Source organism: Mesorhizobium sp. M7A.F.Ca.MR.245.00.0.0 (assembly GCF_003997415.1).
Taxonomy (GTDB): domain Bacteria; phylum Pseudomonadota; class Alphaproteobacteria; order Rhizobiales; family Rhizobiaceae; genus Mesorhizobium.
Genome location: NZ_RZTE01000023.1, coordinates 38,905 through 62,328 on the forward strand (window position 1 = coordinate 38,905; position 23,424 = coordinate 62,328).

Sequence of the window (23,424 nt, forward strand, 5' to 3'; positions counted from 1 at the left end):
GGCTTGCTGTCGCTGCGCGACCAGGGCGTGATCAAGGCGTTCGGTGGCGGCATCAACGAGTGGCAGGTCGCACAGACGCTGGCCGAGCGCGGCGACTTCGACCTGTTCCTGCTGGCCGGACGCTATACGCTCCTGGAACAGGAGGCGCTGACCTCTTTCCTGCCGCTCTGCCAGGCACGCGGCATCGGCATCGTTCTGGGCGGCCCCTACAACTCCGGCATCCTGGCGACCGGACCGAAGCCCGGCGCCTACTACAACTACTCGGAAGCGCCGAAGGACATACTCGATCGGGTCGCCGGGATCGAAAACGTCTGCAAGCGTCATGGTGTCAGGCTGATCGAGGCCGCCCTGCAATTCCCGCTGCTGCACCCCTCGGTCGTCTCAGTGGTCCCCGGTGGCCAGCGGCCGAGCGAAGTCGAGAGCAATCGCTCGCTGCTCGATGCGAAACTGCCCCCAGCGCTTTGGGCCGATCTCAAGAAGGAAGGTCTTATGCGCACCGAGGCGCCGACCGCGTAAGCCGGCCGCCGTCGCGTCAGCGTCGGGCACAAAAAATGAAAAGCCGGGCAAGCCCGGCTTTTCTGGTCGCGTGTACCTGCGTAGGCTATAAAAAATGAAAAGCCGGGCAAGCCCGGCTTTTCTGGTCTCTGAAAAGAAAAAACGCTTAGTTGACTGCGTCCTTGAGGCCTTTACCGGCCGAGAACTTCGGCACGGTGCGCGCCGGGATCTTCACTTCGGCGCCGGTCTGAGGATTGCGGCCGGTCGACGCCGCACGCTTTGACACGGAGAAATTGCCAAAGCCGACAAGCCGGACATCGCCGCCCTTCTTCAGTTCGCCGGTGATCACGGAAAATACCGCATCGACCGCCGACTGCGCGTCACCCTTCGAAATGCTCGCGGCGTCGGCGACAGCGGACACCAGTTCGTTCTTGTTCATAACAATTCCCTTCCATGAGAACACCGGAACTATCGACTCATCCGGCAGGAAACGGACTTTAGAAAGAAGCGCTCCCGCAACCAAGTCGAAAAGGCAGGAAAAAAGCGGAAAAAGCCCGGAAATGCTGGGTTTTTCACATGAAAAAGCCGGGCTCTAGGCCCGGCTCTCCGTTTGTGCGCTGCAACCTTGACGAAAACCAACGCATGGCCTCGAAAACCGTCGCCGGTTTTCGGAAAGGGCCATGCGCAAGTCCGAGCGTTAGAGCGTCCTTTGTGCGTCCAGATGGACGCCCGGCGCTCTAATGCGCCAGGGACTTTCCAGCGTCGTCGGCACTGTCTGTCGAGGCCGGCGGATTGACCGGTTCGACCCATTCGATCGGCTCCGGCATACGCACCAGTGCGTGGCGCAACACCTCGCCGACACGTGAGACCGGAATGATCTCCATGCCGTTCTTCACATTGTCCGGAATCTCCGCCAGGTCCTTGGCATTGTCTTCCGGGATCAGCACCTTCTTGATGCCGCCGCGCAGTGCGGCGAGCAGCTTCTCCTTGAGCCCGCCGATCGGCAAGATGCGGCCGCGAAGCGTTATCTCGCCGGTCATCGCCACATCCGCCCGGACCGGAATACCCGTCAGTACCGACACAATGGCTGTCGCCATGGCAGCACCCGCAGACGGGCCGTCCTTCGGCGTGGCGCCTTCCGGCAGGTGCACGTGGATGTCGCGCTTGTCGAACAGCGGCGGCTCGATGCCGAAATCGACGGCGCGCGAGCGGACATAGGAGGCCGCCGCCGAAATCGATTCCTTCATCACGTCGCGCAGGTTGCCGGTCACCGTCATGCGGCCCTTGCCGGGCATCATGACGCCTTCGACCGTCAGCAGTTCGCCGCCGACTTCCGTCCAGGCAAGACCTGTAACAACACCGACCTGATCGTCAGCCTCGACCTGACCGAAGCGGTAGCGCTGGACACCAAGGTAATCGGAGAGGTTCTCCGCCGTGATGCTCACCGTCTTCTTCTTCGTCTTCAGGATCTCGGTCACCGCCTTGCGCCCAAGCTTCATCAGCTCGCGCTCCAGGCTCCTGACGCCCGCTTCACGGGTGTAGGTCTGGACGATGGCGCGGATCGCGTCCTCACCGACGGAAAACTCCTTCGGCTGCAGCGCGTGATCGCGGATCACCTTCGGCATCAGGTGCCGCTTGGCGATCTCGATCTTCTCATCCTCAGTGTAGCCGGCGATACGGATGATCTCCATGCGGTCCATCAAGGGCGCCGGGATGTTCAGCGTGTTCGCCGTCGTCACGAACATGACGCTCGACAGGTCGTATTCGACCTCGAGGTAGTGGTCCATGAACGTCGAGTTCTGTTCCGGATCGAGGACCTCGAGCAACGCCGATGACGGATCGCCACGGAAGTCCTGGCCCATCTTGTCAATCTCGTCGAGCAGGAAGAGCGGGTTGGACTTCTTGGCCTTCTTCATCGACTGGATGACCTTGCCGGGCATCGAGCCGATATAGGTGCGCCGGTGGCCACGGATCTCGGCCTCGTCACGCACGCCGCCAAGCGCCATGCGGATGAATTCGCGACCAGTCGCCTTGGCGATCGACTTGCCGAGCGAGGTCTTGCCGACGCCGGGAGGGCCGACGAGGCACAGGATCGGCCCCTTCAGCTTCTTCTGGCGGCTTTGCACGGCGAGATACTCGACAATGCGCTCCTTGACCTTGTCGAGGCCGAAATGATCGGTGTCGAGCACGTTCTGCGCGAAAGCCAGGTCCTGCTTGACCTTGGAGTTCTTGCCCCACGGAATAGACAGGATCCAGTCGAGATAGTTGCGCACGACGGTCGATTCAGCCGACATCGGCGACATCGTCCGGAGCTTCTTCAACTCGGCTTCCGCCTTTTCGCGGGCCTCCTTGGAGAGCTTGGTCTTCTTGATGCGCGCCTCGATCTCGGCGGCCTCGTCGCGGCCGTCCTCGCCTTCGCCGAGCTCCTTCTGGATCGCCTTCATCTGCTCGTTGAGGTAGTATTCGCGCTGAGTCTTCTCCATCTGGCGCTTGACGCGCGAGCGGATGCGCTTCTCCACCTGCAGGACGGAGATTTCGGCTTCCATGAAGCCCATAGCCTTTTCCAGCCGCTCCTTGACCGAGAGCGTGGCCAGCATTTCCTGCTTCTCAGGGATCTTGATGGCGAGATGCGAGGCAACAGTGTCGGCGAGCTTGGAATAGTCGTCGATCTGGCTGGCTGCACCCACCACTTCGGGCGAGATCTTCTTGTTCAGCTTGACGTAGTTCTCGAAGTCGGTGACGACCGAACGCGCCAGCGCCTCAACCTCGACCTCTTCCTCTTCCGGCTCGACCAGCGCCGCGGCGCGGGCCTCGTGGAAGTCGGGACGGTCGGTGAACGAGACGATTTTCGCACGCGAAGCGCCTTCGACCAGAACCTTGACGGTGCCGTCGGGCAGCTTGAGCAATTGCAGCACATTGGCGAGCGTGCCGATGTCGAAGATGGCATCGGGCTCGGGATCGTCGTCGGCGGCATTCATCTGGGTGGCAAGCAGGATCTGCTTTTCCTGACCCATCACCTCTTCCAGCGCCTTGATCGACTTCTCACGCCCGACGAAGAGCGGCACGATCATGTGCGGGAACACCACGATGTCGCGCAGTGGGAGAACTGCGAAGACGCCGTCGCTGGGTGCCTTGGATACTTTGGCCATTGTCCAACCTTTCATGTCGCGGCCGCCAATCAGCCAACCGCGAATCTTATATTAACGACCGGGGATCGTTCCGCCTACCACCGTTTATGACGGGAGTTTTACAGCACAGAAATCGGGCACCTCGGCCTTCTCCAGTTAGTTGGATGCACGACCCCCAAAGATCAAGGGGCGTGTCCAAATCCGCACTTCCAACCCGTCCGCGAGTGACACATTTGCGACGCCAAGCCGTACGCCGCGCAAAAGCCCTGTGTGACAGCAAAACGGCGCCTTGCGGCGCCGTTTCAGAATTTCGCTGCGGGCTCATCATGTCAGGCGCTGACATTGCCCTTCTTTTCCTTCTGCTCGGAGTAGATGTAGAGCGGCCGGGCACTGCCGGTCACCACCTCCTCCGAAATCACCACTTCGCGCACGCCTTCGAGCGCGGGAAGCTCGAACATCGTGTCGAGCAGGATCGCCTCCATGATCGAACGCAGGCCGCGCGCGCCGGTCTTGCGCTCGATGGCGCGCTTGGCGATCGCCGAAAGAGCGTTCTCGTGGAAGGTCAGGTCGACATTCTCCATTTCGAACAGCCGCTGATACTGCTTGACCAGCGCGTTCTTCGGCTCGGTCAGAATCTGGATCAGCGCCGGTTCGTCGAGGTCTTCCAGCGTCGCCAGAACCGGCAGACGGCCGACAAATTCGGGGATAAGACCGAACTTCAACAGATCCTCGGGCTCGACCAGGCGGAAGACATCGCCAGTGCGGCGATCCTCCGGCGAAGCGACGACCGCGCCGAAACCGATCGAGGTCTTGCGGCCGCGATCCGAGATGATCTTGTCCAGCCCGGCGAAGGCGCCGCCGCAGATGAACAGGATGTTGGCTGTATCGACCTGCAGGAACTCCTGCTGCGGGTGCTTCCTGCCGCCCTGCGGCGGCACGGAGGCGACGGTGCCTTCCATGATCTTCAGGAGCGCCTGCTGCACGCCCTCGCCCGACACGTCGCGGGTGATCGAGGGATTGTCCGACTTGCGCGAAATCTTGTCGATCTCGTCGATGTAGACGATGCCGCGCTGGGCGCGCTCGACATTGTAGTCGGCCGATTGCAACAGCTTCAGGATGATGTTCTCGACGTCCTCGCCGACATAGCCGGCTTCGGTCAGCGTCGTCGCGTCAGCCATGGTGAAGGGCACATCGATGATGCGGGCCAGCGTCTGCGCAAGCAGCGTCTTGCCGCAACCGGTCGGACCGATCAGCAGGATGTTGGACTTCGCCAGTTCGACATCGTTGTTCTTGCCGGCATGCGCGAGGCGCTTGTAGTGGTTGTGGACCGCCACCGACAGCACGCGCTTAGCGTAGGGCTGACCGATGACATAGTCGTCGAGAACCTTGAGGATCTCCTGCGGTGTCGGCACGCCTTCGCGCGACTTCACCATCGAGGTCTTGTTCTCTTCACGGATGATGTCCATGCAGAGTTCGACGCACTCGTCGCAGATGAAGACCGTCGGACCGGCGATCAGCTTGCGCACTTCGTGCTGGCTCTTGCCGCAAAACGAGCAGTAAAGCGTGTTCTTGGAATCGCCGCTGTTGTTGCCGACCTTGCTCATTTTCATGTCCTTTCATGGCCGCCCGCCGATGGTCTGGCTGAAAGGGCGCATACTCTATCTATCGCGGGAATCCGCCGCCGCCAGTGTGTCCCGGCTCCCGCAACGCATTCCGTACGAAACACAAATCAGAAAACGTGGCAATGATTCGCGACAACCCCGCATAAAGCTAAGCCGCCGAAACTCAACATAGCCTTAACGTAGGCAATCCTGTCCCCCGAGGGAACAGCCAATTGTGGCCGAAATGCCGCAAGACGCGCCAAAAGCGCGTGATGGTGCCATCCAACTGCCAACTTGCCTTTATGCCAGCGCCCCTTCGGCCGCCTCGCGCGACGAAATGACCTTGTCGATGAGGCCGAAATCCTTGGCTTCGTCGGCGGTCATGAAATGGTCGCGGTCGAGCGTTTTCTCGATCTCTTCGTAGCTCTTGCCGGTGTGCTTGACGTAGACCTCGTTGAGGCGACGCTTCAGCTTGATGATATCCAGGGCATGGCGCTCGATGTCGGACGCCTGGCCCTGGAAGCCGCCGGAAGGCTGGTGAACCATGATGCGGGCGTTCGGCGTGGCAAAGCGCATGTCCTTGTGACCGGCGGTCAGGAGCAGCGAACCCATCGAAGCCGCCTGGCCGATGCAGAGCGTCGACACGGCCGGCTTGATGAACTGCATGGTGTCGTAGATCGCCATGCCGGAGGTGACGACGCCGCCCGGCGAGTTGATGTAGAGGTTGATTTCCTTCTTCGGATTTTCGGCTTCGAGGAACAAAAGCTGCGCGCAGACCAGCGTCGCCATGCCGTCCTCGACCGGACCGGTGATGAAAATGATGCGCTCCTTGAGGAGGCGCGAGAAAATGTCGTAGGCCCGCTCGCCGCGATTGGTCTGTTCGACCACCATCGGAACGAGGTTCATGTAGGTTTCGACGGGGTTCTTCATCAGATATCTCTTATCTCGCGCTGGGATTCCGGCGCCGGGAATGCCGGCAGATCGGGCAGAATCGGTTCTGGATCGTTATTCCGTAAATAGGATGCCGGCTCATCCTTGTGCAAGGCCGACCCCTCCTAGCCATCTGGGTAAGTCGAATCAAGGTTTCTGACCAAGGATTCGCGGCGGCGGATGCTTCCGCGGGTCCGGAGCCGCATGGCCGGCCGCGCAAGGTAGCAGTTTCTTAACCGCGTCACTTAACGAAATGCGCCGAAACCGCTTTTTTCCGAGACGGCTTCCTCTACAATTCAGCGTTGAACTTATGCGTAGAGTTCAACAGGGGAAGTGTCATGCCCGGGAAAACCGCATGCTTCACCATTGCCGGGCTGACCATGCTCGGCACGATTTCGCAGACGGCGGCCGGCGGCCGCGCCGTCGAATGTTATGAGCCGGTCCGCAGTCCGGCTGTCTACGACACGGTCTATGAAGACGTGATGATCAGTCCGCCCGGTCAGCAGGTCGACTATATCGCCCCTATCTATGGCACGCGCGAGCGCGTCGTGATGACCGTTCCGGCGCAAGTGACCTACCAGGTCGTGCCGGCCGTCACCCGCACGGTCTACCGTACGGTCCGGATCGATGGCGGCGGCTATTCCTGGGAATGGCGCGTCATCCATGGCCGCAAGGTGCTGTGCAAGGTCTGGCACAAGGCGCGCTACGAACGTGTTGCCAAAACCGTGGTGACCCAGCCCGAACGCACGCGGCGCGTGGTCATCCCCGCACAATACGACAGGATCGCCCAGGAGGTGCTGGTGCGGCCGGAGCAAAGGCGCATCATCGATGTTCCCGCCTCCTACCAGACCGTCGCGCGTCGTGTGCTGGTTCGCGAGGGTTCATCGGGCTGGCGGCGGGTGCATATTCCCAGGCATTGCCGGGATTAGGCCATCCCCCGCGGCGGTCAGGCGACCTCCGCCCGCAGCCATGCCTTCAAGCCGGCGATATCCCCATCGCCGACAGCAGCGGCAACACGCCGGCCGACTGCCGCGCCGAACTTGTAGCCATGGCCGGAGCATGCCGAGACAACAAGGCATTTGCCCTTTTCATGCGCCATGAATTTTTCGTCTGATGTGAAGGTGTAGGCGCAGGTGACGACCTCGGTAACCCGATACTCCGCGATGCGGGCGATCGGCGGCGAAAACAGGTTGCGGATCGCCTCGCCCTCGCCCGCCACCGGCTGACGGTTCCAATCGGCGTCGCTGGTCGGCACCCTGTGCAGCCCGGACCCGAATTTCATGCCGGCGCCGCCGGAGGGCGGGATCACATAGCCGTCGATCGCGCCGCCGACATCGAGGACGACCGGTGCCGCCTGCCAGGCCGCCTTGAGGTCGGCCGGCGGTTCGACATAGGCAAGTGCGGTTCGATAGGTCTTCAGCTCGCCGTCCAGCTCCGGAAACAGTTTCAGCACCCAGGCGCCGGCGGCGACAACGATGCGGTCGGCCTGCATGGTCTCACCGTTTTCGAGCACGATGTGGCCGGCTTCGGCGTCGACTTCGACGACCTTGCTATTTTCGTAGACATTGGCGCCGTTGGCGCGCAGCCACTTTGCCAGGCCCGACGCGATCTTGCGGCAATGCAGGGCGCCGCCTTCGGTCGAGAAATAGGCGTAGCGAAACGACCCGGCTTCCAGAAACGGCCAGCGCATCACGGCTGCATCCGGCTCCAGCAATTCGAACGGAAAATTGCCTTCTTCCAGACCCTCGCGATATTCCTCGGCCTCGTCGCCCGGCTCGCGCGAAATGCAGACAAATCCTCTGGGATCGAGATGGTTTTCGCCGAGATCGGCCCACATCTCGTCCCAGGCCTGGTAGGCCTCGGTGATCAGCCGGCCGTAGCCGGTCCCCGCGCGGTAGGCGCGGCGGATGATGCGATGATGGTCGCCCGACGCGGCCATCGGGTTTGGGATCGGCCCTTGCTCGACGATCGAAACGCTGTGGCCGGCCTTAACCAGCGACCACGCCGTCGAGAGACCGGCAATACCCGCACCGACAACGATCACCTTCATCAAATCAGACTTTCCGCAGCCGGTCGGCTGGCTCAACATATTGGATTGCGGGCGCCAACATACGGTCTGGAACCAGGCTGGCAAGCCGCGCTATTGGTCTGGCATGAGCAAATTGACGCCTACCGCCCTGGCCTTTGATCCAGCCACTCGACATCTGCGGCTCGACCCGCACGAGCCGGCCTTTTTTCAAAACCCTTATGATGCCTATGCTTTCCTGCACGGCGTATCGAATGCATTCTTCTGGGAAGAATTCGGCTTCTGGTGCTTTGGCGGTTTCGACGACGTCAACCGGCTGCTGCGCGATCGCCGCTTCGGCCGGCAGAACCCGGCCGGCATTCCAGACAGCCGCGGCATTGGACAGGACCGCAGCCATCTCAGGGCCTTCGACGGCATCGAAGCCAATTCGATGCTGGAACTGGAGCCGCCGGTGCACACGCGTCTGAGAACACTGGTCAACCGCGCCTTCGTCTCGCGCCAGGTCGAAAGGCTGCGGCCGCGTGTCGAGGCTTTGGCCAACGAGTTGATCGACCGTTTCGAACCAGGCAAGACGGTCGACCTGTTGCCTGCTTTCGCGGCGCCCTTGCCGATCACCATCATTGCCGAAATGCTCGGCGTGCCGGTCGAAATGGGGCCGCAACTGCTCGACTGGTCGCACCAGATGGTTGCCATGTACATGCATGGCCGCACACGCGCGATCGAAGAGACGGCCAACCGCGCGGCGAGCGAATTTGCCGATTTCCTGCGAGGCTACGTCACCGAGCGACGCCGGAATCCCGGCGACGACCTGTTGTCGCTGCTGATCTCGGCGCAGGAGGACGGTGAGAGGCTGTCGGAGGACGAGATGGTGTCCTCGGCGATCCTGCTGCTCAATGCCGGCCATGAAGCGACCGTGCATCAGACCGGCAATGCCGTCCGCGCGATTCTTATGCAAGGTGGCGATGTCAGCCGCTTCTTCGGTTCGCCCGAAACGACCGCGGCAACGGTCGAGGAATGCCTGCGCTTCGACGCGCCGCTGCACATGTTCGCGCGCTATGCCTATCAGGAGATCGAGGTCGCGCCCGGCATCGTCGTGCAGCCGGGCCAGACGATCGGGCTGCTGCTGGGCATGGCCAATCATGACCCACGCGCCTTCGCCGATCCTCTCGCCTTCCGGCCCGACCGTGCCGACCAGAAGAACGTCTCCTTCGGCGCCGGTATCCATTTCTGCATCGGCGCGCCGCTCGCCCGGCTCGAATTGCAGGTGTCGCTGAAAACCTTGTTCGAACGGCATCCGAAGCTGCATCTTGCCGAAGAGGCGCGCTTTCGGGACACTTACCATTTCCATGGGCTGGAAACGCTCGCCGTCGGCTTCTGACGGCCACAAGCCGGGGCTGCCTCAGACTGTGCCCGGGGAAATAGGTGGCGCCGGTTTGCCTGACCTGACTGAGTTGAAATTCGCCTTCCTGGAAGAGCCGCCATTCTGCTTTGCAGGTGCATTGGGCGAGGTCTCAGGCTGTGACGTCGAGCTTGCGCGCAGGCTCGGTGACATGCTCGGATTGGCGAGCTTTAAGCCGATCGAAACCGAATTCGCTGAACTGCTGCCGGGATTGGTCGAGGGCCGTTGGACCATGACGACCGGCCTGTTCGTCTCCGAAGAGCGCAGGCAGCTTGTCGACTTCACACGGCCGATCTGGGCGCTGCAGGACGGGTTGCTGGTCGCGAAACACAATCCGCGTGGCTTTCGCGGCTACCAATCCATTGCCGAGGACCGGACAGCGTTGATTGGTGTCATAACCGATCAGGTTCAGCATCTTACGGCGTTGCACAACGGAATCGCGCCCGAGCAGGTCAGGACGTTTGCAACGCAGGCGGATGCGGCGGACGCAGTGGCCAGCGGCGCGGTGCACGCCTACGCCAGCGTTGCGATGGCGCACCGAGGCTATCTGACCCGGGGGCCCGATATGCCGCTTGGGCTTGTCGAGGTTCCCCCGATTGAAAAGCAGCCGTCGGCCGGTGCCTTCGCGATCGCCAAAGGCAATTCAGCCCTGCTCCGGCGCATCGATGCTTGCCTCGATGAATTGGTGGGCAGCGACTGGCACCGACGGATGATGGCGCGATACGGATTCTCGGACAGCGATATCGACCGCATCGTCTGATCAGCGTCGATGCCTAAAGCGCGACGCGCTTTAGGCCCTTGTTTCTATGCATGTCGTTCTCCCAAAACCGGGCCACTTTGGGCGACATGCATCAGAGCCTGATCACATACTCCTTGCGAGTCGTTTCAAGCACTTCCCAGCTGCCTTTGAAGCCGGGCCTGAGCACGAAGCTGTCGCCGGTCTTGACGGTGCGCGCCTGCCCACCGTCTTCCGCGATCACCGAAACGCCGGACAGGATATGGCAGAACTCCCACTCGTCATAGACGATACGCCATTTGCCCGGGGTCGATTCCCAGATGCCGGCGTAAAGGCCGCCGTCGCGCTCCTCGACATTCCAGGTGCGGAATTTGGGATCGCCCGAGATCAGCCGATCCGGCGCCGGCGCGCCCTGTTCGGCGTCGACACTGTCGACGCCGATGGCAAGAAATTTTGACTCGCTCATGATCGGTCAGACCTTGGCTAGCGCCTGTTCGAGGTCGGCGACGATGTCGTTGACGTCCTCGATGCCGATCGAAAGCCGCACCGTGTCCGGTCCTGCGCCGGCCTTGACCTTCTGCTCGTCGGAAAGCTGGCGGTGCGTGGTCGAGGCCGGGTGGATGACCAGCGACTTGGTGTCGCCGACATTGGCCAGGTGCGAGAACAACTCGAGCGCCTCGACGAATTTGACGCCGGCGTCATAGCCGCCCTTCAGCGCGAAGGTGAACACGGCACCGGCGCCCTGCGGCGAGTATTTCTTCTGTAGCGCATTGTTCCTGTCGGTCGGCAGGCCTGGATAGTTCACCGAAGCGACCTTGGGGTGGTTGGATAGCCAGGCGGCGACCGTCACGGCGTTGTCGCAGTGGCGCTGCATGCGAAGCGGCAAGGTTTCCAGGCCGGTCAGGATGAGGAAGGCGTTGAACGGAGAGATCGCCGGGCCGAGGTCGCGCAGGCCGAGCACGCGCGCGGCAATGGCGAAGGCGAAATTGCCGAAGGTTTCGTGCAGGACAAGACCGCCATATTCGGGACGCGGTTCCGACAGCATCGGGTATTTGCCCGACTTCGACCAGTCGAAGGTGCCGCCATCGATGATGGCGCCACCGATCGAATTGCCGTGGCCGCCGATGAACTTGGTCAGCGAATGGACGACGATGTCGGCGCCATGCTCGATCGGCCGGATCAGGTAGGGCGAAGCCAGCGTGTTGTCGACGATCAGCGGCAGGCCATGCTTGCGCGCGATGTCGCCGATCTTCTCGATGTCGACGAAAGTGCCGCCCGGATTGGCCAGGCTTTCGATGAAGATCGCCTTGGTCCTGTCGTCGATCTGGCTCTCGAAGGTCGAGATGTCGTTGGTGTCGGCCCAGCGCACCCCCCAGCCATAATTCTTGAAGGCATGGCCGAACTGGTTGATCGAACCGCCATAAAGCTTGTTGGCGGCAACGAAATTGTCGCCCGGCTGCATCAGATTGTGGAACACGATCACCTGCGCGGCGTGGCCGGAAGCGACCGCGAGTGCCGCCGTGCCGCCTTCGAGGGCCGCCATGCGCTCTTCCAGCACCGCCTGCGTCGGATTCATGATGCGGGTGTAGATGTTGCCGAAGGCCTTGAGCCCGAACAGCGACGCGGCATGGTCGGCATCGTCGAAGACGAAGGAGGTCGTCTGGTAGATCGGCGTGGCACGCGCGCCGGTCGCCGGATCGGGCTTGGCACCGGCATGGACGGCGAGCGTGTTGAAACCTGGCGTGCGGGTCACTGAAAACCTCCCTTTTGAAACTCTTGAAATCGCCGGGCATTCTTGGCGAAGCATGAGCGCGAATGCAAAGAAGAAAATGCCCTTCGGCGAACGATCTGCGGCCGAGGCCCGAGAAAATGCACTGGTCTAAGGAATAATTTTGCGCCCAAGGCGCATTGCGCATCAGGCCTTGCTTTTGGTGCACGTCGTTATCCAAAAACCGCCGCGCACTTTTGAGCGACTGCCCTACTTCTGGCGCACGCCGAAACTCTGGAATCCCGACCGCATCAGCGGCTTCTTCGACGACAGCACGCCGGAATTGACGCCGGTCCAGCCGATCTCGCCGGACAGCTTGCCGTATTCGATCTTGGGGCAGCGGTTCATCACCACCTTGATGCCGGCGGCCTCGGCGCGCGCGGCGGCCTCGTCATGGCGAACGCCAAGCTGCATCCAGATGACTTTCGGCAAGGGATCGAGACGCAACGCCTCGTCGACGATGCCGGGCACCGCCGCCGGCGCGCGAAAGACATCGACCATGTCGATCGGCTCGGAAATATCGGCGAGCCTCGCATAGGTCATCCGGCCGAGGATCTCCTTGCCGGCCTGGCCAGGATTGATCGGAAACACCGAAAATCCTTTGGCCAGCAGATATTTCAGCACGAAATAGCTTGGCCGCACATCGTTGGCGGACGCGCCGACCATGGCGATGGTCTTCACCGAATTGAGGATGCCGGCGATGTAAGTGTTGTCGTAGCTATCGTGGTTCATGCGGCTTCCTGCGGTAGTGGTATCGGTAAAGTTCACGGCTGAACCCAAGCGAGGTATAGAGAGCGCGAGCCGGCGTGTTGTCGACCACCACCTGCAAGCATGCGGCGTGAACCCCTGCCCGCCGCGCCCAGCCGATGAGGCCGCCGACAGTCTTGCGGCCCAGGCCTTGCTGCCTGAAACGGCCATCGGTTTCAACCGATTCCACCACAAGCAGGCCATTGCGGATGACGCCATAGGCCAAGGCGGCAATTTCGCTGTCGCGTTCACAGGATACGAACGCCCGGTCGCCGACGATCAGCCCGGCCATCTCGCGAAAGATGCGGCACTCGGCGTCGTCAAAGGTCCCCATGCGGAACCGCGCCGCGAGCCAGTCCTCGCCCGGCACTTTCGAAACGGTGACCTGCTCATCGCGGACTTCAGCCAGGTCGCCGATCCCGGCATGGAGATGGATCGTGCCGCCTTCCGGCTGGTAGCCGCGATGGTCGAGTGCGGCTTCGAGCTCGCCGGCGATGTCGGGAACCCGAAACAAGGGCGTCTGGCCGTGGCCGATGTAGAAGGACTCGGCGGCGTCGATGACTGCATCAGGCGCGCCACGCTGGCCGCGCAAGGGATTGGCCGAATTGGGGCGCCGGATCCGTCCGCCGGAGCGCCGCAGGAGCCAGCCATCAAAGACCGCCCCGGTCGCCGCCGGCCAGCCTTCGCGGCATGCCTGCTCGACGCGCCAGTTGAGATCATCGTCGCCGGCGCTCACGCGTCATCCTCCCGCAGCGCTTCCTCCATGAACGCCTGCGGATCGGTACAGAAGTCGCGCATCATGCGAAAATGATCGGTATCGCTGAAATCGGTCGGGTCGAGCCCGAAGCGGCTGATGCGGAACAGCCGCGCGCCGGGACAAGCCATCAGCAGCGGCGAATGCGTCGCCATGATCACTTGCGCGGTGCCCGACTGGTCCATGCGCCGCAGCATCTTGAGCAGCTCGATCTGTCGCGTCGGCGACAGTGCGCTCTCGGGTTCGTCGAGGATGTAGATGCCTTGCCTGCGGCAGCGCTCCTCGAAAAATCGGATAAAGCCCTCGCCATGCGACCAGGACAGGAAGTCCGGCGGCGCCCCGCCAGACTCCAGCGCTGCCTGATCGAGATAGCGGGCCACGGAGTAGAAGGATTCGGCGCGAAAGAACCAGCCGGCGGTGACTTTCGGCAGCCAGTGACCACGGAATGCGTTGGCCAACGCAGCACCACTCTTGTCGATGGCGCTGGAATGGTCGACTGGCATATATCCCTTGCCGCCGCCGGCTTCGTCATAGCCGGCCAGTGCGCCGATCGCCTCGAGCAGCGTCGATTTGCCGGTGCCGTTCTCGCCGACAATGATGGTGATCGGCGTGGTGAATTCGAGCTCGAACTCATGGCCGCGAAACAGCGGCAGGTTCCAGGGATATTTCTCCCAGTCCGCCACGCGCTCGGCGTCGAGCAGGATGCGCTTCAGATAGGGAGCCTTTAGCCGCGTCAGCTGCTTGCGATGGGCCATCAGCCGGGTAGCGAAATCGTGCCGTCTTCCGCGATCGGAAAGGCAGGATTGTGCGCCACTTCCCAGACATGCCCGTCGGCGTCGGCGAAATAGCCGTACCAGCCGCCCCAAAAGGCCCGGCCGGCCGGCTTGACGATGCGGCCGCCGGCTTTTTCCGCCCTGGCGAGCACGTCGTCGACTTCGGCGTCGGAACGAGTGTTGTAGGCGAGGTAGACCGCCGATGGCGCCGCGGCGAAGGCGATGCCGGAATCCTCTTCTGCGCTGGCGCGCGGGAACAGGCCGAGGATGACGCCGCCCATCTGGAAGAAGGCGACCCCATCGGTGATGCCGGCATGCCGCTTCAAGCCCATCTCTTCGTAGAAGCGCACGGCGCGGTCGAGATCATCGGTAGCAATGGTGATGATGGAGATGCGCGGTTCCATGACGTTCTCCTTACTCGTCTTTCCATTCCGGCTTGCGCTTGCCGATGAAGGCGCCGATGCCCTCCTCCGCGTCGCGCGCAAGCATGTTCTCGACCATGATCCGGCCGGTATAGGCATAGGCGTCCGCGAGGCCCATTTCAGCCTGGGCGTAAAAGGCTTCCTTGCCGGTCTTGACCACCAAAGATGATTTGGAAGCAATGGTTTGCGCGTATTTGGTGACGATCTGATTCAGGTATTCGCGCGGCACGACGCGGTTGACCAGGCCGAACTCCTTGGCGGTCGCCGCATCGATCGTCTCTCCGGTCAGCAGCATCTCCATGGCATGCTTGCGCGAAACGTTGCGCGACAGCGCCACCATCGGCGTCGAGCAGAACAGGCCGATGTTGACGCCCGGCGTGCAGAAGGTCGCTTCGTGCGAGGCGATCGCCAGATCGCAGCTGGCGACCAGTTGCAGCCCGGCGGCGGTGGCCAGGCCGTCGACTTCCGCGATGACAGGCAAGGGATGCCGCACGATGGCCTGCATCAGCGTCGCACAAGCGGCAAACGTCTCTGCGAAGAAGGCCTTGCCATGATCGGCGTCAGTGCGGCGCGCCGTCATTTCCTTGAGGTCATGGCCGGCGCAGAACACCTTGCCGGCCGCCGACAAAACGATGACGCGAACGGCCTTGTCGGCCTTGGCGCGCTCGAGTTCGGCCGTCAGCGCCGCCATCACCGCCAGCGACAGCGCGTTGGCGGGCGGATTGGCGAGCATCAGGCGCAGCACGCCCTTGTCCAGTTGTGCAACAACCGGACCTTCAACGGCGGCAGGCTTGATGGCAAGGATTTCGGCCATGGATAAGGTCTCCGCGATTCCGCCTGGGGCTGCCAGAGTATCTAATACCGGATCAGGTTTCGTCCAACACCGATCGCTTGCGCCAGGGGACGAAGGTTGTCAGAAATGCCGCGCCGCGCCCATACAGGTTGACCAGAACGAGAGACCGACATGCCCGCCCAAACCAATTTGAAGCCGGTTCTGACCGCGCAACAAGTCAATGCGCTGATGGAGACCGTCTATCCGCAGCTCAACGAGCAGTTCAAATATTTCGAGGCGATCGACGTGTTCCCCGGCGGCTGCACCGTGCGGCTCAACGCCGGCGAGCGGCACTTGCGTCCGGGCGGCACGGTGTCCGGCCCGTCGCTGTTCACGCTGGCTGACATTGGCGGCTACGTCTGCGTGCTCAGCCATGCCGGGCCGGATGCGCTTTCCGTTACCGTCAACCTCGACATTAACTTCGTGCGCAAGGCCGAGGCTGGGCCGATCGACGGCCACTGCCGCATCCTGAAGCTGGGCAAGAGCCTGATGGTGTTCGACATCGACATCGTTGCCGGCCCGGACGGGCAAACGGTGGCGCACGCCACCGGCACCTATTCGATCCCGCCGAAGCGGTAAGGAAACCGCAATGAAGAACTATTTCGCCTTGGTCGACAAAGATCCCGACAGCGCATTCGGTATCCGCTTTCCAGACATTCCCGGCTGCTTTTCGGCTGCGGACGGGGCGGAAGACATCGTACCGAATGCAGTTAAAGCATTGCAATTGTGGGCGGAAGATATGCCCCTTCCCGAGCCGTCCGGCCGCGAAGCGATTGCCGCACTCCCCGACGTACGGACAGCGCTCTCCGAAGGTAGCTATTTGGTCTTGGTTCCGGACTGAGCTGGTCAGCGGCGCGCCAGATCAGTGTGGTAAAATAATACCTTTCACTTAAAGCATTGTTTTCAATGATCTTTGCTCACCGTCCGCTTTCTCGCGCGCCTTGACGCGATCACCACCCTCGCCTATAAGCCCTCACGAAGCAGCGGCCCGCAAAGGCCGCCGTTTTGTTATTGGCGGCGGGCAGCGTCCTTCCGACAATCCAAGCAACAAGAAACGCCTTCTCTTATGAAGGTCAGAACCGAGAGCAGAAAACATGACAACCTTTTCGCAGAAGCCTGCGGATGTGGTGAAGAAGTGGATCCTGATCGACGCCGAAGGTCTCGTCGTCGGTCGTCTGGCCACTGTCATCGCCAATCATCTTCGCGGCAAGCACAAGCCGACCTTCACCCCGCATGTCGACGACGGCGACAACGTCATCGTCATCAATGCCGACAAGGTGGTGTTCACCGGCAAGAAGTTCACCGACAAGGTCTATTACTGGCACACCGGCCACCCAGGCGGCATCAAGGAGCGCACCGCGCGCCAGCTGCTCGAGGGTCGTTTCCCCGAGCGTGTCGTCGAGAAGGCCGTTGAGCGCATGGTCCCGCGTGGCCCGCTCGGCCGTCGCCAGATGAAGAACCTGCGCGTCTATGCAGGTGCCGAGCATCCGCATGTCGCACAGCAGCCCGTCGTGCTCGACGTGGCCAAGCTGAACGCCAAGAACAAGAAGGTCGCATAAGATGGCTGAGCTTTCCTCGCTCGCAGAACTGGGCGCCGCCACCGGCAACACCAATACCCAGCCGGCAGCCCCCGTCCACGTCCAGAAGCTCGACAAGTCGGGCCGCGCCTATGCCACCGGCAAGCGCAAGAACGCCATTGCGCGCGTCTGGGTGAAGCCGGGTTCCGGCAAGATCATCGTCAACGACAAGGAATTCGCGACCTATTTCGCGCGTCCGGTCCTGCAGATGATCCTCAACCAGCCGATCATCGCCTCCAACCGCGCCGGCCAGTACGACATCGTCGCGACCGTTGTCGGCGGCGGTCTCTCCGGCCAGGCTGGCGCCGTGCGTCACGGCATCTCCAAGGCGCTGACCTATTACGAGCCGACGCTGCGCGCCGTGCTCAAGAAGGGCGGCTTCCTGACCCGCGACAGCCGCGTCGTCGAGCGCAAGAAGTACGGCAAGGCGAAAGCCCGTCGTTCGTTCCAGTTCTCGAAGCGCTAAACACTTCGCAGCTTCAGACAATCGAAAAGGCCGCCTCCCGGGCGGCCTTTTTGTTTGCGGCTCGGCAGTCACCCCACCCGCGCCTGCGGCGCGACCTCCCCATTAAGGGGAGGTAGAAGAGCGCGACGCCCTACCTCCCCTCGATGGGGAGGTCGGCGCGTAGCGCCGGGTGGGGTGAAGGCGCCGGCATAAACAGGTCAGGCCTTGCCGCCCTTGATATAGTCGATGAACGCCCGCAGAGGGGCCGGCACCAGCCGCCGGCCGGGATAATAGAGGAACGGTCCGGGAAAACTCGGCCACCACGGTTCGAGAATGGGCTCAAGCGCGCCGCTTTCGAAGTAAGGGCGAAGCCAGCCCTCGAAGAGGCCGATGATGCCGGTGCCGGCGATGGCCGCATCGACGGCAAGATCGGTCGCGCCGCCGATCCGCACGATCAGCGGCCCTGTCGGATCGACCCGCACCACCTCACCGTCGCGCTCGAACTCCCAAGGCAGCATCGCACCGCTGGCAAAGCGCCCGCGCACGCAAGAGTGGCCAAGCAGGTCGCTCGGGTGTTGCGGCCGCCCATGACGAGCAAGATAGGCAGGGCTGGCAGCGGTGGCGAAGCGCTGCACGCGCGGTCCGATCGGCACCGCGATCATGTCCTGCTCCAGCCGCTCGTCATAGCGGATGCCGGCGTCACACCCGGCCGCCAGCACATCGACAAAGTTCTCATCGGCGATCACTTCCAGACGGATGCCGGGATAGGCGGCGAGGAAACCCGGCACGATATCGGGCAAGATCAACCGCGCGGCGCTGACCGGCACATTGAGACGCAGCGAGCCCGCCGGCCTGTCGCGAAAGCCGTTCACCACGTCCAGCGCCGCCTCCACCTCCGACAGCGCCGGGCCGAGCCGCTCCAGAAGGCTAAGGCCCGCCTCGGTGGGTACAACGCTGCGCGTCGTGCGATTGAACAGCCTGACGCCAAGCTGCGCTTCCAGGCGACGCACCGCCTCACTCAAGCCGGAGGCGCTGCCGCCGCTCGCACGCGCGCCATCGCGAAAACCGCCGGCGCGCGCCACCGCCACGAAGGCGTTCAGATCGCTGAGGTCCATCATTGTTCGCCATTCCGCACGGCCTGTGTGGATTGTACCGGATTATCACGAGGTTGGGCAGCGCCTATCTCTGCCTCCTCAAAGGAGATCAATCATGTCCAACATCCAACAATCCGGCACCTTCGCCCCCGCCACCTTCAAGCTTGGCAGCCGCACCGTGAAGCGGCTCGGCTACGGTGCCATGCAACTCGCCGGACCCGGCGTGTTCGGGCCGCCCAAGGACCATGACGCGGCACTGGCCGTGCTGCGCGAGGCCGTGACGCAAGGCGTCGACCATATCGATACCAGCGACTTCTATGGTCCGCACGTCACCAACCGGCTGATCCGCGAAGCACTGGCACCCTACCCCGACGATCTCGTCATCGTCACCAAGATCGGCGCGCGGCGCGGGCCCGATGGCTCTTGGCTGCCGGCTTTCTCTCCCGAGGCGCTGACCCAGGCGGTGCACGACAATCTAAGCAATCTTGGGCTCGATGTGCTCGACGTCGTCAACCTGCGCATCATGTTCGATACCCATGGCCCCGCCGAGGGATCGATCGAAGCGCCGCTCGCCGTCTTGGCTAAGCTTCAAGAACAGGGCCTGGTCAGGCACATAGGACTGAGCAACGTGACACCGGCGCAGATCGCGCAAGGACGCGGGATCACCGAGATCGTCTGCGTGCAGAACCAGTACAATCTTGCGCACCGCGGCGACGACGCCCTGATCGACGACCTTGCCCGCGACGGCATCGCCTATGTGCCGTTCTTCCCGCTCGGCGGCTTCAACCCGCTGCAATCCTCCACCCTGTCGGACGTCGCAACGCGCCTCGGCGCCACGCCAATGCAGGTTGCGCTCGCCTGGCTGCTGCGCCGCGCGCCCAACATCCTGCTGATTCCCGGCACATCGTCGGTCGGACATCTCAGGGAGAACCTCGCGGCTGCCGAACTGGAGCTTTCGGATGATGTGCTTCAGGAGTTGGATGGGATGGCGATAGCGGCTTGAAGCTAGCCAATCTCCCCCCTTGAGGGGGAGATGTCGCCAAAGGCGACAGAGGGGGTCGGCACGACCGGGCGCGACCTCCTGCGGCAGATGAAGGTTGGCGCTCTGTGCGCAGCGACCCCTCTGGCCTGCCGGCCATCTCCCCCTCAAGGGCGGAGATCGCTGTTCCAGCGGCGAGCCTCTAATTGATGCTCGCCGTATTCGCCGGCTCGGCCGGCCGCGCCTCATTGGCATAAGGCACGCGAAAACCATTCGCCGTTAGCCATACGATGGCTGCCTTCGGCTCGTCCGTCTGGATGATTGTGGCGCCGCGATCGGCCCAAAAACCCCAGACTTCGCGCGGCAGGCTGGCCTGCACCGCCAGTTCGTCGCCGCGGCCGCCGGCCAGGAAGCCGCCCGGCTTGTTGGCGATGGCGTAGGTGTCGGCCCAGATGTGCCAGTTGCCCCTGACCGCGGCCGCGCGCATGCGCATGCTGAACAACGGTCCGCCGGTCTCGGTCAGCGTCTCGGCGCCTGCCCGCCAGTTGATCAGCTCGATTGCGCGCGGCGAAAAGGTATGGCCGACCGTCCGGGCGAAGCCGGCATCACGCACCGCGTCATCGGCGATGATCGGCATGAACTCGAAGCCGTCGCCGATGGCGGCCATTGCGGCCTTGACCATTGTGATCCTGTCCTGGTTCCACAAATTCTCCTTGACGATGACCTGTTCGGCCATGCCGAGATCGCGAGCGACCGCGATCATGCCCGGTAGGTCGCCGACTTCGAGCTTGTTGTCCAGGTTGATGAGAATTCTGTCCCTGGTCGCCTTCAGCATCTCGCGCAGCGTCGAAACCGTTTCGCCCGTCACCGCACCGGTGCCTTCGACCACCAGCTTGCAGGTCTTGAGTTCGGCCAGCGTGCGCTTGACCACCTCCCCTTTGCAGGTGGTGGTACGGTCGAGCCAGCTGTCATGCATGACGACGAACTCACCGTCCTTCGAGCGCCTGATATCGACCTCGACGATTTCTGCGCCCATGGCGATCGACCCCTCCACGGCGGCGATCGAATTTTCCGCGTAAAGCGTCTTGCCCGCCTGCATGCTGCCGGCGCGATGCGCGGCCACCATGACGTGGTCGCGCCACTGGTTGGCGTGCTCGAAGCGATCAAGAATCTGCCTGGCGCGGGTCTCGCCGGCCAATGACTGGCCAGAAAAGGCCGCAAGTGCCGAGGAAAACAGAAGGCTCAGCCAGATGGTCCGCATCGAGAATCGCTCCTTGCCGGATCGAGATCTAGGCGACCCTCGTGACATCCAGGTGAACGAAGCCGGCTAGCGGTTGTTCGCGGGGAGTGCGCGTCAGATGCGTTTCGAGAGCCGGCGGAACCACGCCATGGCCGGCATCTCGACAAAACGCCAGGTGATCCAGGAGGCGGCAATGATGGCCGCGAGCATGACGACGATCGCCAATGCTCCCGTCCAGCCGGCGCCGAAGCCGGTGGCAGGCTGGCCGCGCAGCATGAAATCGCCCATCAGGCCGAGGCCGAGCTTGCGCTCGACGAGCCCGGCGATGTTGATCAGGCGCGCCTGGACGAAAATGTGGACCATGTAGATCGAGTAGGACAGCGCGCCGAGCGTCAATATGAACGGGGTTCTCAGCAAGGCACTGATCCAGCCGCCCTCATGGGCGAAGAGGAACAGCGCCAGCGCGAACACCAGAGGTGCCGCGATGCCGAAATCATTGCCGCCCGCCAGCGAGACGAAAAGCACGATGACGGTCACCATGACGATTTCGGCAAGGGTCCAGTCCATCCGCGGGCCGCTCCTCACGAGGGCCTGTCGCGCCCCTGCAATGGAATCATGCTGAAACCAGGCCAGCAAGGCGCCGAGCGAGAAGCCGTACAGGCAGCGGATGAAGCCGAAATCGAAGGACACATCCATATGATGGGTCGAGAAGCCGAGCAGGAACAACGGCGCGGTGACCGCGGCGGCGACGAACCATATCCAGGCGCGCGCGCCGGCGACGAAGACCACGCCGGCAAACAGGAGATAGGCGAAGAACTCGGCCGAAATGCTCCAGCTTGGCGCATTCCAGGTCAATTGATCCTCGAAACCGACACCCTGGAGCAGAAGAAGATTGGCAAGCAGGCTGCCGAGGTCGAAGCCTCCGCTGAAGGGGGCAGCCCCGGTGCCGTGCAATTGCGGCAGCATCAGCCGCAGCAACTCGAAGCCGGCGAAGGCGGCAAGCATGAGCAGATGCAGCGGGTAGATGCGGCCGAAACGGACCAGTGCGAAGCGCGCGACCTGTTCCGGCTGGTTCAGCCGATCGCCGTAGCTGCTGGCGATGACGAAACCGGAAAGGACGAAGAAGAAATCGACGAACAGGTAGGACGAACCGATGAAGGCGCTTTGCGAAATCGTCGAAGCGGTCGGAAAGTGAAACAGCGCCACCAGAAGCGCGCAGATGCCGCGCCACGAATCGAGCACCAGGAAGCGTTCGCCGGCGACCGTGCCGGTGCGGGCCGACGCCACGACACGGGTGGGGTTGAGAAACGCGGTCTGCGTCATGATGATACAATCCTGTCTTGCCGTGGCACTCGGGCAGCGCCATTCCGTCTCGCCAAGCTGTGACTGGCATCTTCCGTGCCGGTTCTGTAGTTGTTGCACCCCGATGAAAAACGAGGATCCGTAATGGCGAACAACAACATCGACAACGCCTTCACCGCCCGTTCCAAAACGGGCGCCGCGTTCGAGCCGACCTATTCCGGCGCGCTGTCGTTCATGCGCCGCAAATACACAAAAGACGTGAAGGGCGCGGACGCGGTGGTGTGGGGTATTCCCTTCGATGCCGCCGTCACCAACCGGCCGGGCGCCCGCTTCGGGCCGCAGGCGATCCGCCGCGCCTCGGCGATCCTCGATAACGACCCGCAATATCCGTTCTCACGCGATTTGTTCGAGCATCTGGCGGTGGTCGACTATGGCGATTGCCTGCTCGATTCAGGCAATCACCAGAAGACACCCGGCACGATCGAACGTGAAGCGGCCAAGATCCTGAAGTCCGGCGCCTTCCTGCTGACGCTCGGCGGCGATCATTTCGTCACCTGGCCGCTGCTCAAGGCGCATGCCGCCATCCATGGTCCGCTCGCCTTGGTGCAGTTCGACGCCCATCAGGACACCTGGCCGGACGACGGCAAGCGCATCGACCACGGATCCTTCGTCGGCCGTGCCGTCAAGGAAGGCATCATCGACCCCGACCGCTCGATCCAGATCGGCATCCGCACCCATGCACCCGACACGTTCGGCATCAAGATCCTCCATGGCCATGAAATCGAGGAGATGCGGGCGTCCGATATCGCCTACGCCATCGTCGACCGCACCGGCGGCAAGAAGACCTACCTCACCTTCGACATCGACTGCCTCGATCCGGCCTACGCGCCTGGCACAGGCACGCCAGTTGCCGGCGGGCCGTCCTCGGCGAAGATCCTGTCGACGCTGCGCCAACTCAACCAGATCGATATTGTCGGTGCCGACGTCGTAGAGGTTGCGCCGGCCTATGATCACGCCGATATAACGGCGATCGCCGGCTCTATGGTGGCCATGCAATATCTCGGCCTGCTGGCTGAGCGAAAGGCCCGGCTTGAAGAGTTGAACAACGGCAACCACAATGGTGCCGCAGTGATTCAAGGGCAGGGTATATAATCTTGAAATGTCAGGGAATTTGAT

General features: G+C 62.6%; 24 protein-coding genes and 1 pseudogene (1 of these 25 only partly in view). 10 read left to right on the forward strand and 15 right to left on the reverse strand.

Annotated features, from left to right (window positions below):
* Nucleotides 1-516, forward strand: a pseudogene (locus tag EOB80_RS21815) (aldo/keto reductase); it begins 523 nt to the left of the window's first position.
* Nucleotides 517-661: 145 nt separating this feature from the next.
* Here EOB80_RS21815 and hupB read toward each other — a convergent pair.
* The 4 genes from hupB to clpP form a co-directional block, all read right to left on the reverse strand.
* A complete protein-coding gene (gene hupB, locus EOB80_RS21820; protein WP_127268007.1) occupies nt 662-934 on the reverse strand; it encodes a DNA-binding protein HupB in 273 nt (90 codons plus the stop codon).
* Between the two features lie 298 nt (nt 935-1,232).
* The gene (lon, locus tag EOB80_RS21825; protein WP_127320392.1) at nt 1,233-3,644 is read right to left on the reverse strand and encodes an endopeptidase La; all 2,412 of its coding nucleotides are present in this window, start codon (nt 3,642-3,644) and stop codon (nt 1,233-1,235) included.
* Nucleotides 3,645-3,952: 308 nt separating this feature from the next.
* Nucleotides 3,953-5,227 (reverse strand): ATP-dependent Clp protease ATP-binding subunit ClpX, encoded by a 1,275-nt coding sequence (gene clpX, locus EOB80_RS21830; RefSeq protein WP_013532190.1) that lies wholly within the window; start codon nt 5,225-5,227, stop codon nt 3,953-3,955.
* Nucleotides 5,228-5,524: 297 nt separating this feature from the next.
* The gene (gene clpP, locus EOB80_RS21835) at nt 5,525-6,154 is read right to left on the reverse strand and encodes an ATP-dependent Clp endopeptidase proteolytic subunit ClpP (RefSeq protein WP_013532191.1); all 630 of its coding nucleotides are present in this window, start codon (nt 6,152-6,154) and stop codon (nt 5,525-5,527) included.
* A 338-nt stretch (nt 6,155-6,492) separates the two neighbouring features.
* On the opposite strand from clpP, the gene EOB80_RS21840 reads away from it, so the two are divergent.
* Nucleotides 6,493-7,083, forward strand: a complete 591-nt coding sequence (locus EOB80_RS21840) for a hypothetical protein (protein ID WP_127329657.1) — start codon at nt 6,493-6,495, stop codon at nt 7,081-7,083.
* Between the two features lie 17 nt (nt 7,084-7,100).
* Here EOB80_RS21840 and EOB80_RS21845 read toward each other — a convergent pair whose 3' ends face one another.
* Complete coding sequence (locus tag EOB80_RS21845; RefSeq protein WP_127329659.1) at nt 7,101-8,204, reverse strand: FAD-dependent oxidoreductase; 1,104 nt, start codon at nt 8,202-8,204, stop codon at nt 7,101-7,103.
* 103 nt (nt 8,205-8,307) lie between these two features.
* On the opposite strand from EOB80_RS21845, the gene EOB80_RS21850 reads away from it, so the two are divergent.
* Nucleotides 8,308-9,558, forward strand: a complete 1,251-nt coding sequence (locus tag EOB80_RS21850) for a cytochrome P450 (protein WP_127329661.1) — start codon at nt 8,308-8,310, stop codon at nt 9,556-9,558.
* Nucleotides 9,527-10,339, forward strand: coding sequence for a transporter substrate-binding domain-containing protein (locus tag EOB80_RS21855; protein WP_127329663.1), 813 nt, complete (start codon nt 9,527-9,529; stop codon nt 10,337-10,339). The genes EOB80_RS21850 and EOB80_RS21855 overlap by 32 nt, the downstream gene beginning before the upstream one ends.
* Before the next feature lie 91 nt (nt 10,340-10,430).
* Here the strand turns inward: EOB80_RS21855 and EOB80_RS21860 are convergent, their stop codons facing one another.
* The 7 genes from EOB80_RS21860 to EOB80_RS21890 all read right to left on the reverse strand — a co-directional run bounded on the left by EOB80_RS21860 (nt 10,431) and on the right by EOB80_RS21890 (nt 15,593).
* Nucleotides 10,431-10,781, reverse strand: a complete 351-nt coding sequence (locus EOB80_RS21860; RefSeq protein ID WP_127320386.1) for a cupin domain-containing protein — start codon at nt 10,779-10,781, stop codon at nt 10,431-10,433.
* Between the two features lie 6 nt (nt 10,782-10,787).
* A complete protein-coding gene (locus EOB80_RS21865; RefSeq protein WP_127329665.1) occupies nt 10,788-12,068 on the reverse strand; it encodes an O-acetylhomoserine aminocarboxypropyltransferase in 1,281 nt (426 codons plus the stop codon).
* Between the two features lie 225 nt (nt 12,069-12,293).
* On the reverse strand, nt 12,294-12,815 hold the full coding sequence (locus EOB80_RS21870; protein ID WP_127329667.1) for a CoA-binding protein: 522 nt from the start codon (nt 12,813-12,815) through the stop codon (nt 12,294-12,296).
* Complete coding sequence (locus EOB80_RS21875) at nt 12,802-13,566, reverse strand: GNAT family N-acetyltransferase (protein WP_127329669.1); 765 nt, start codon at nt 13,564-13,566, stop codon at nt 12,802-12,804. Before EOB80_RS21875 ends, EOB80_RS21870 begins: the two co-directional genes overlap by 14 nt.
* Complete coding sequence (locus EOB80_RS21880; RefSeq protein WP_127329671.1) at nt 13,563-14,339, reverse strand: AAA family ATPase; 777 nt, start codon at nt 14,337-14,339, stop codon at nt 13,563-13,565. Before EOB80_RS21880 ends, EOB80_RS21875 begins: the two co-directional genes overlap by 4 nt.
* Entirely contained in the window at nt 14,339-14,761 is a 423-nt protein-coding gene (locus tag EOB80_RS21885; RefSeq protein WP_127322812.1) for a VOC family protein, read from the reverse strand. Before EOB80_RS21885 ends, EOB80_RS21880 begins: the two co-directional genes overlap by 1 nt.
* 10 nt (nt 14,762-14,771) lie before the next feature.
* Entirely contained in the window at nt 14,772-15,593 is an 822-nt protein-coding gene (locus EOB80_RS21890; protein WP_127329673.1) for an enoyl-CoA hydratase, read from the reverse strand.
* Nucleotides 15,594-15,743: 150 nt separating this feature from the next.
* On the opposite strand from EOB80_RS21890, the gene EOB80_RS21895 reads away from it, so the two are divergent.
* The 4 genes from EOB80_RS21895 (at nt 15,744) to rpsI (ending at nt 17,654) form a co-directional block, all read left to right on the forward strand.
* A complete protein-coding gene (locus tag EOB80_RS21895; RefSeq protein ID WP_127329675.1) occupies nt 15,744-16,190 on the forward strand; it encodes a PaaI family thioesterase in 447 nt (148 codons plus the stop codon).
* Nucleotides 16,191-16,200: 10 nt separating this feature from the next.
* Nucleotides 16,201-16,452, forward strand: a complete 252-nt coding sequence (locus tag EOB80_RS21900) for a type II toxin-antitoxin system HicB family antitoxin (protein WP_127329677.1) — start codon at nt 16,201-16,203, stop codon at nt 16,450-16,452.
* Between the two features lie 253 nt (nt 16,453-16,705).
* Nucleotides 16,706-17,170 carry a 50S ribosomal protein L13 gene (rplM, locus tag EOB80_RS21905; protein ID WP_013532205.1) on the forward strand — a complete coding sequence of 155 codons (465 nt, stop codon included), beginning with the start codon at nt 16,706-16,708 and terminating at the stop codon, nt 17,168-17,170.
* Nucleotide 17,171: 1 nt separating this feature from the next.
* A complete protein-coding gene (rpsI, locus tag EOB80_RS21910) occupies nt 17,172-17,654 on the forward strand; it encodes a 30S ribosomal protein S9 (RefSeq protein WP_023810272.1) in 483 nt (160 codons plus the stop codon).
* A 197-nt stretch (nt 17,655-17,851) separates the two neighbouring features.
* On the opposite strand, the gene EOB80_RS21915 is transcribed toward rpsI, so the two are convergent.
* Nucleotides 17,852-18,751, reverse strand: a complete 900-nt coding sequence (locus EOB80_RS21915) for a LysR family transcriptional regulator (protein WP_127268566.1) — start codon at nt 18,749-18,751, stop codon at nt 17,852-17,854.
* Between the two features lie 91 nt (nt 18,752-18,842).
* Here EOB80_RS21915 and EOB80_RS21920 point away from each other — a divergent pair, with 91 nt between their 5' ends.
* Nucleotides 18,843-19,730, forward strand: a complete 888-nt coding sequence (locus tag EOB80_RS21920; RefSeq protein WP_127329679.1) for an aldo/keto reductase family oxidoreductase — start codon at nt 18,843-18,845, stop codon at nt 19,728-19,730.
* Nucleotides 19,731-19,908: 178 nt separating this feature from the next.
* Here EOB80_RS21920 and EOB80_RS21925 read toward each other — a convergent pair whose 3' ends face one another.
* Nucleotides 19,909-20,967, reverse strand: coding sequence for a glycerophosphodiester phosphodiesterase family protein (locus EOB80_RS21925; RefSeq protein ID WP_127329681.1), 1,059 nt, complete (start codon nt 20,965-20,967; stop codon nt 19,909-19,911).
* 93 nt (nt 20,968-21,060) lie between these two features.
* Nucleotides 21,061-22,269 carry an acyltransferase gene (locus tag EOB80_RS21930; RefSeq protein WP_127329683.1) on the reverse strand — a complete coding sequence of 403 codons (1,209 nt, stop codon included), beginning with the start codon at nt 22,267-22,269 and terminating at the stop codon, nt 21,061-21,063.
* A gap of 123 nt (nt 22,270-22,392) precedes the next feature.
* Here EOB80_RS21930 and speB point away from each other — a divergent pair, with 123 nt between their 5' ends.
* Nucleotides 22,393-23,400, forward strand: coding sequence for an agmatinase (speB, locus tag EOB80_RS21935; RefSeq protein ID WP_023810267.1), 1,008 nt, complete (start codon nt 22,393-22,395; stop codon nt 23,398-23,400).
* The last annotated feature ends 24 nt before the right edge of the window (nt 23,401-23,424 follow it).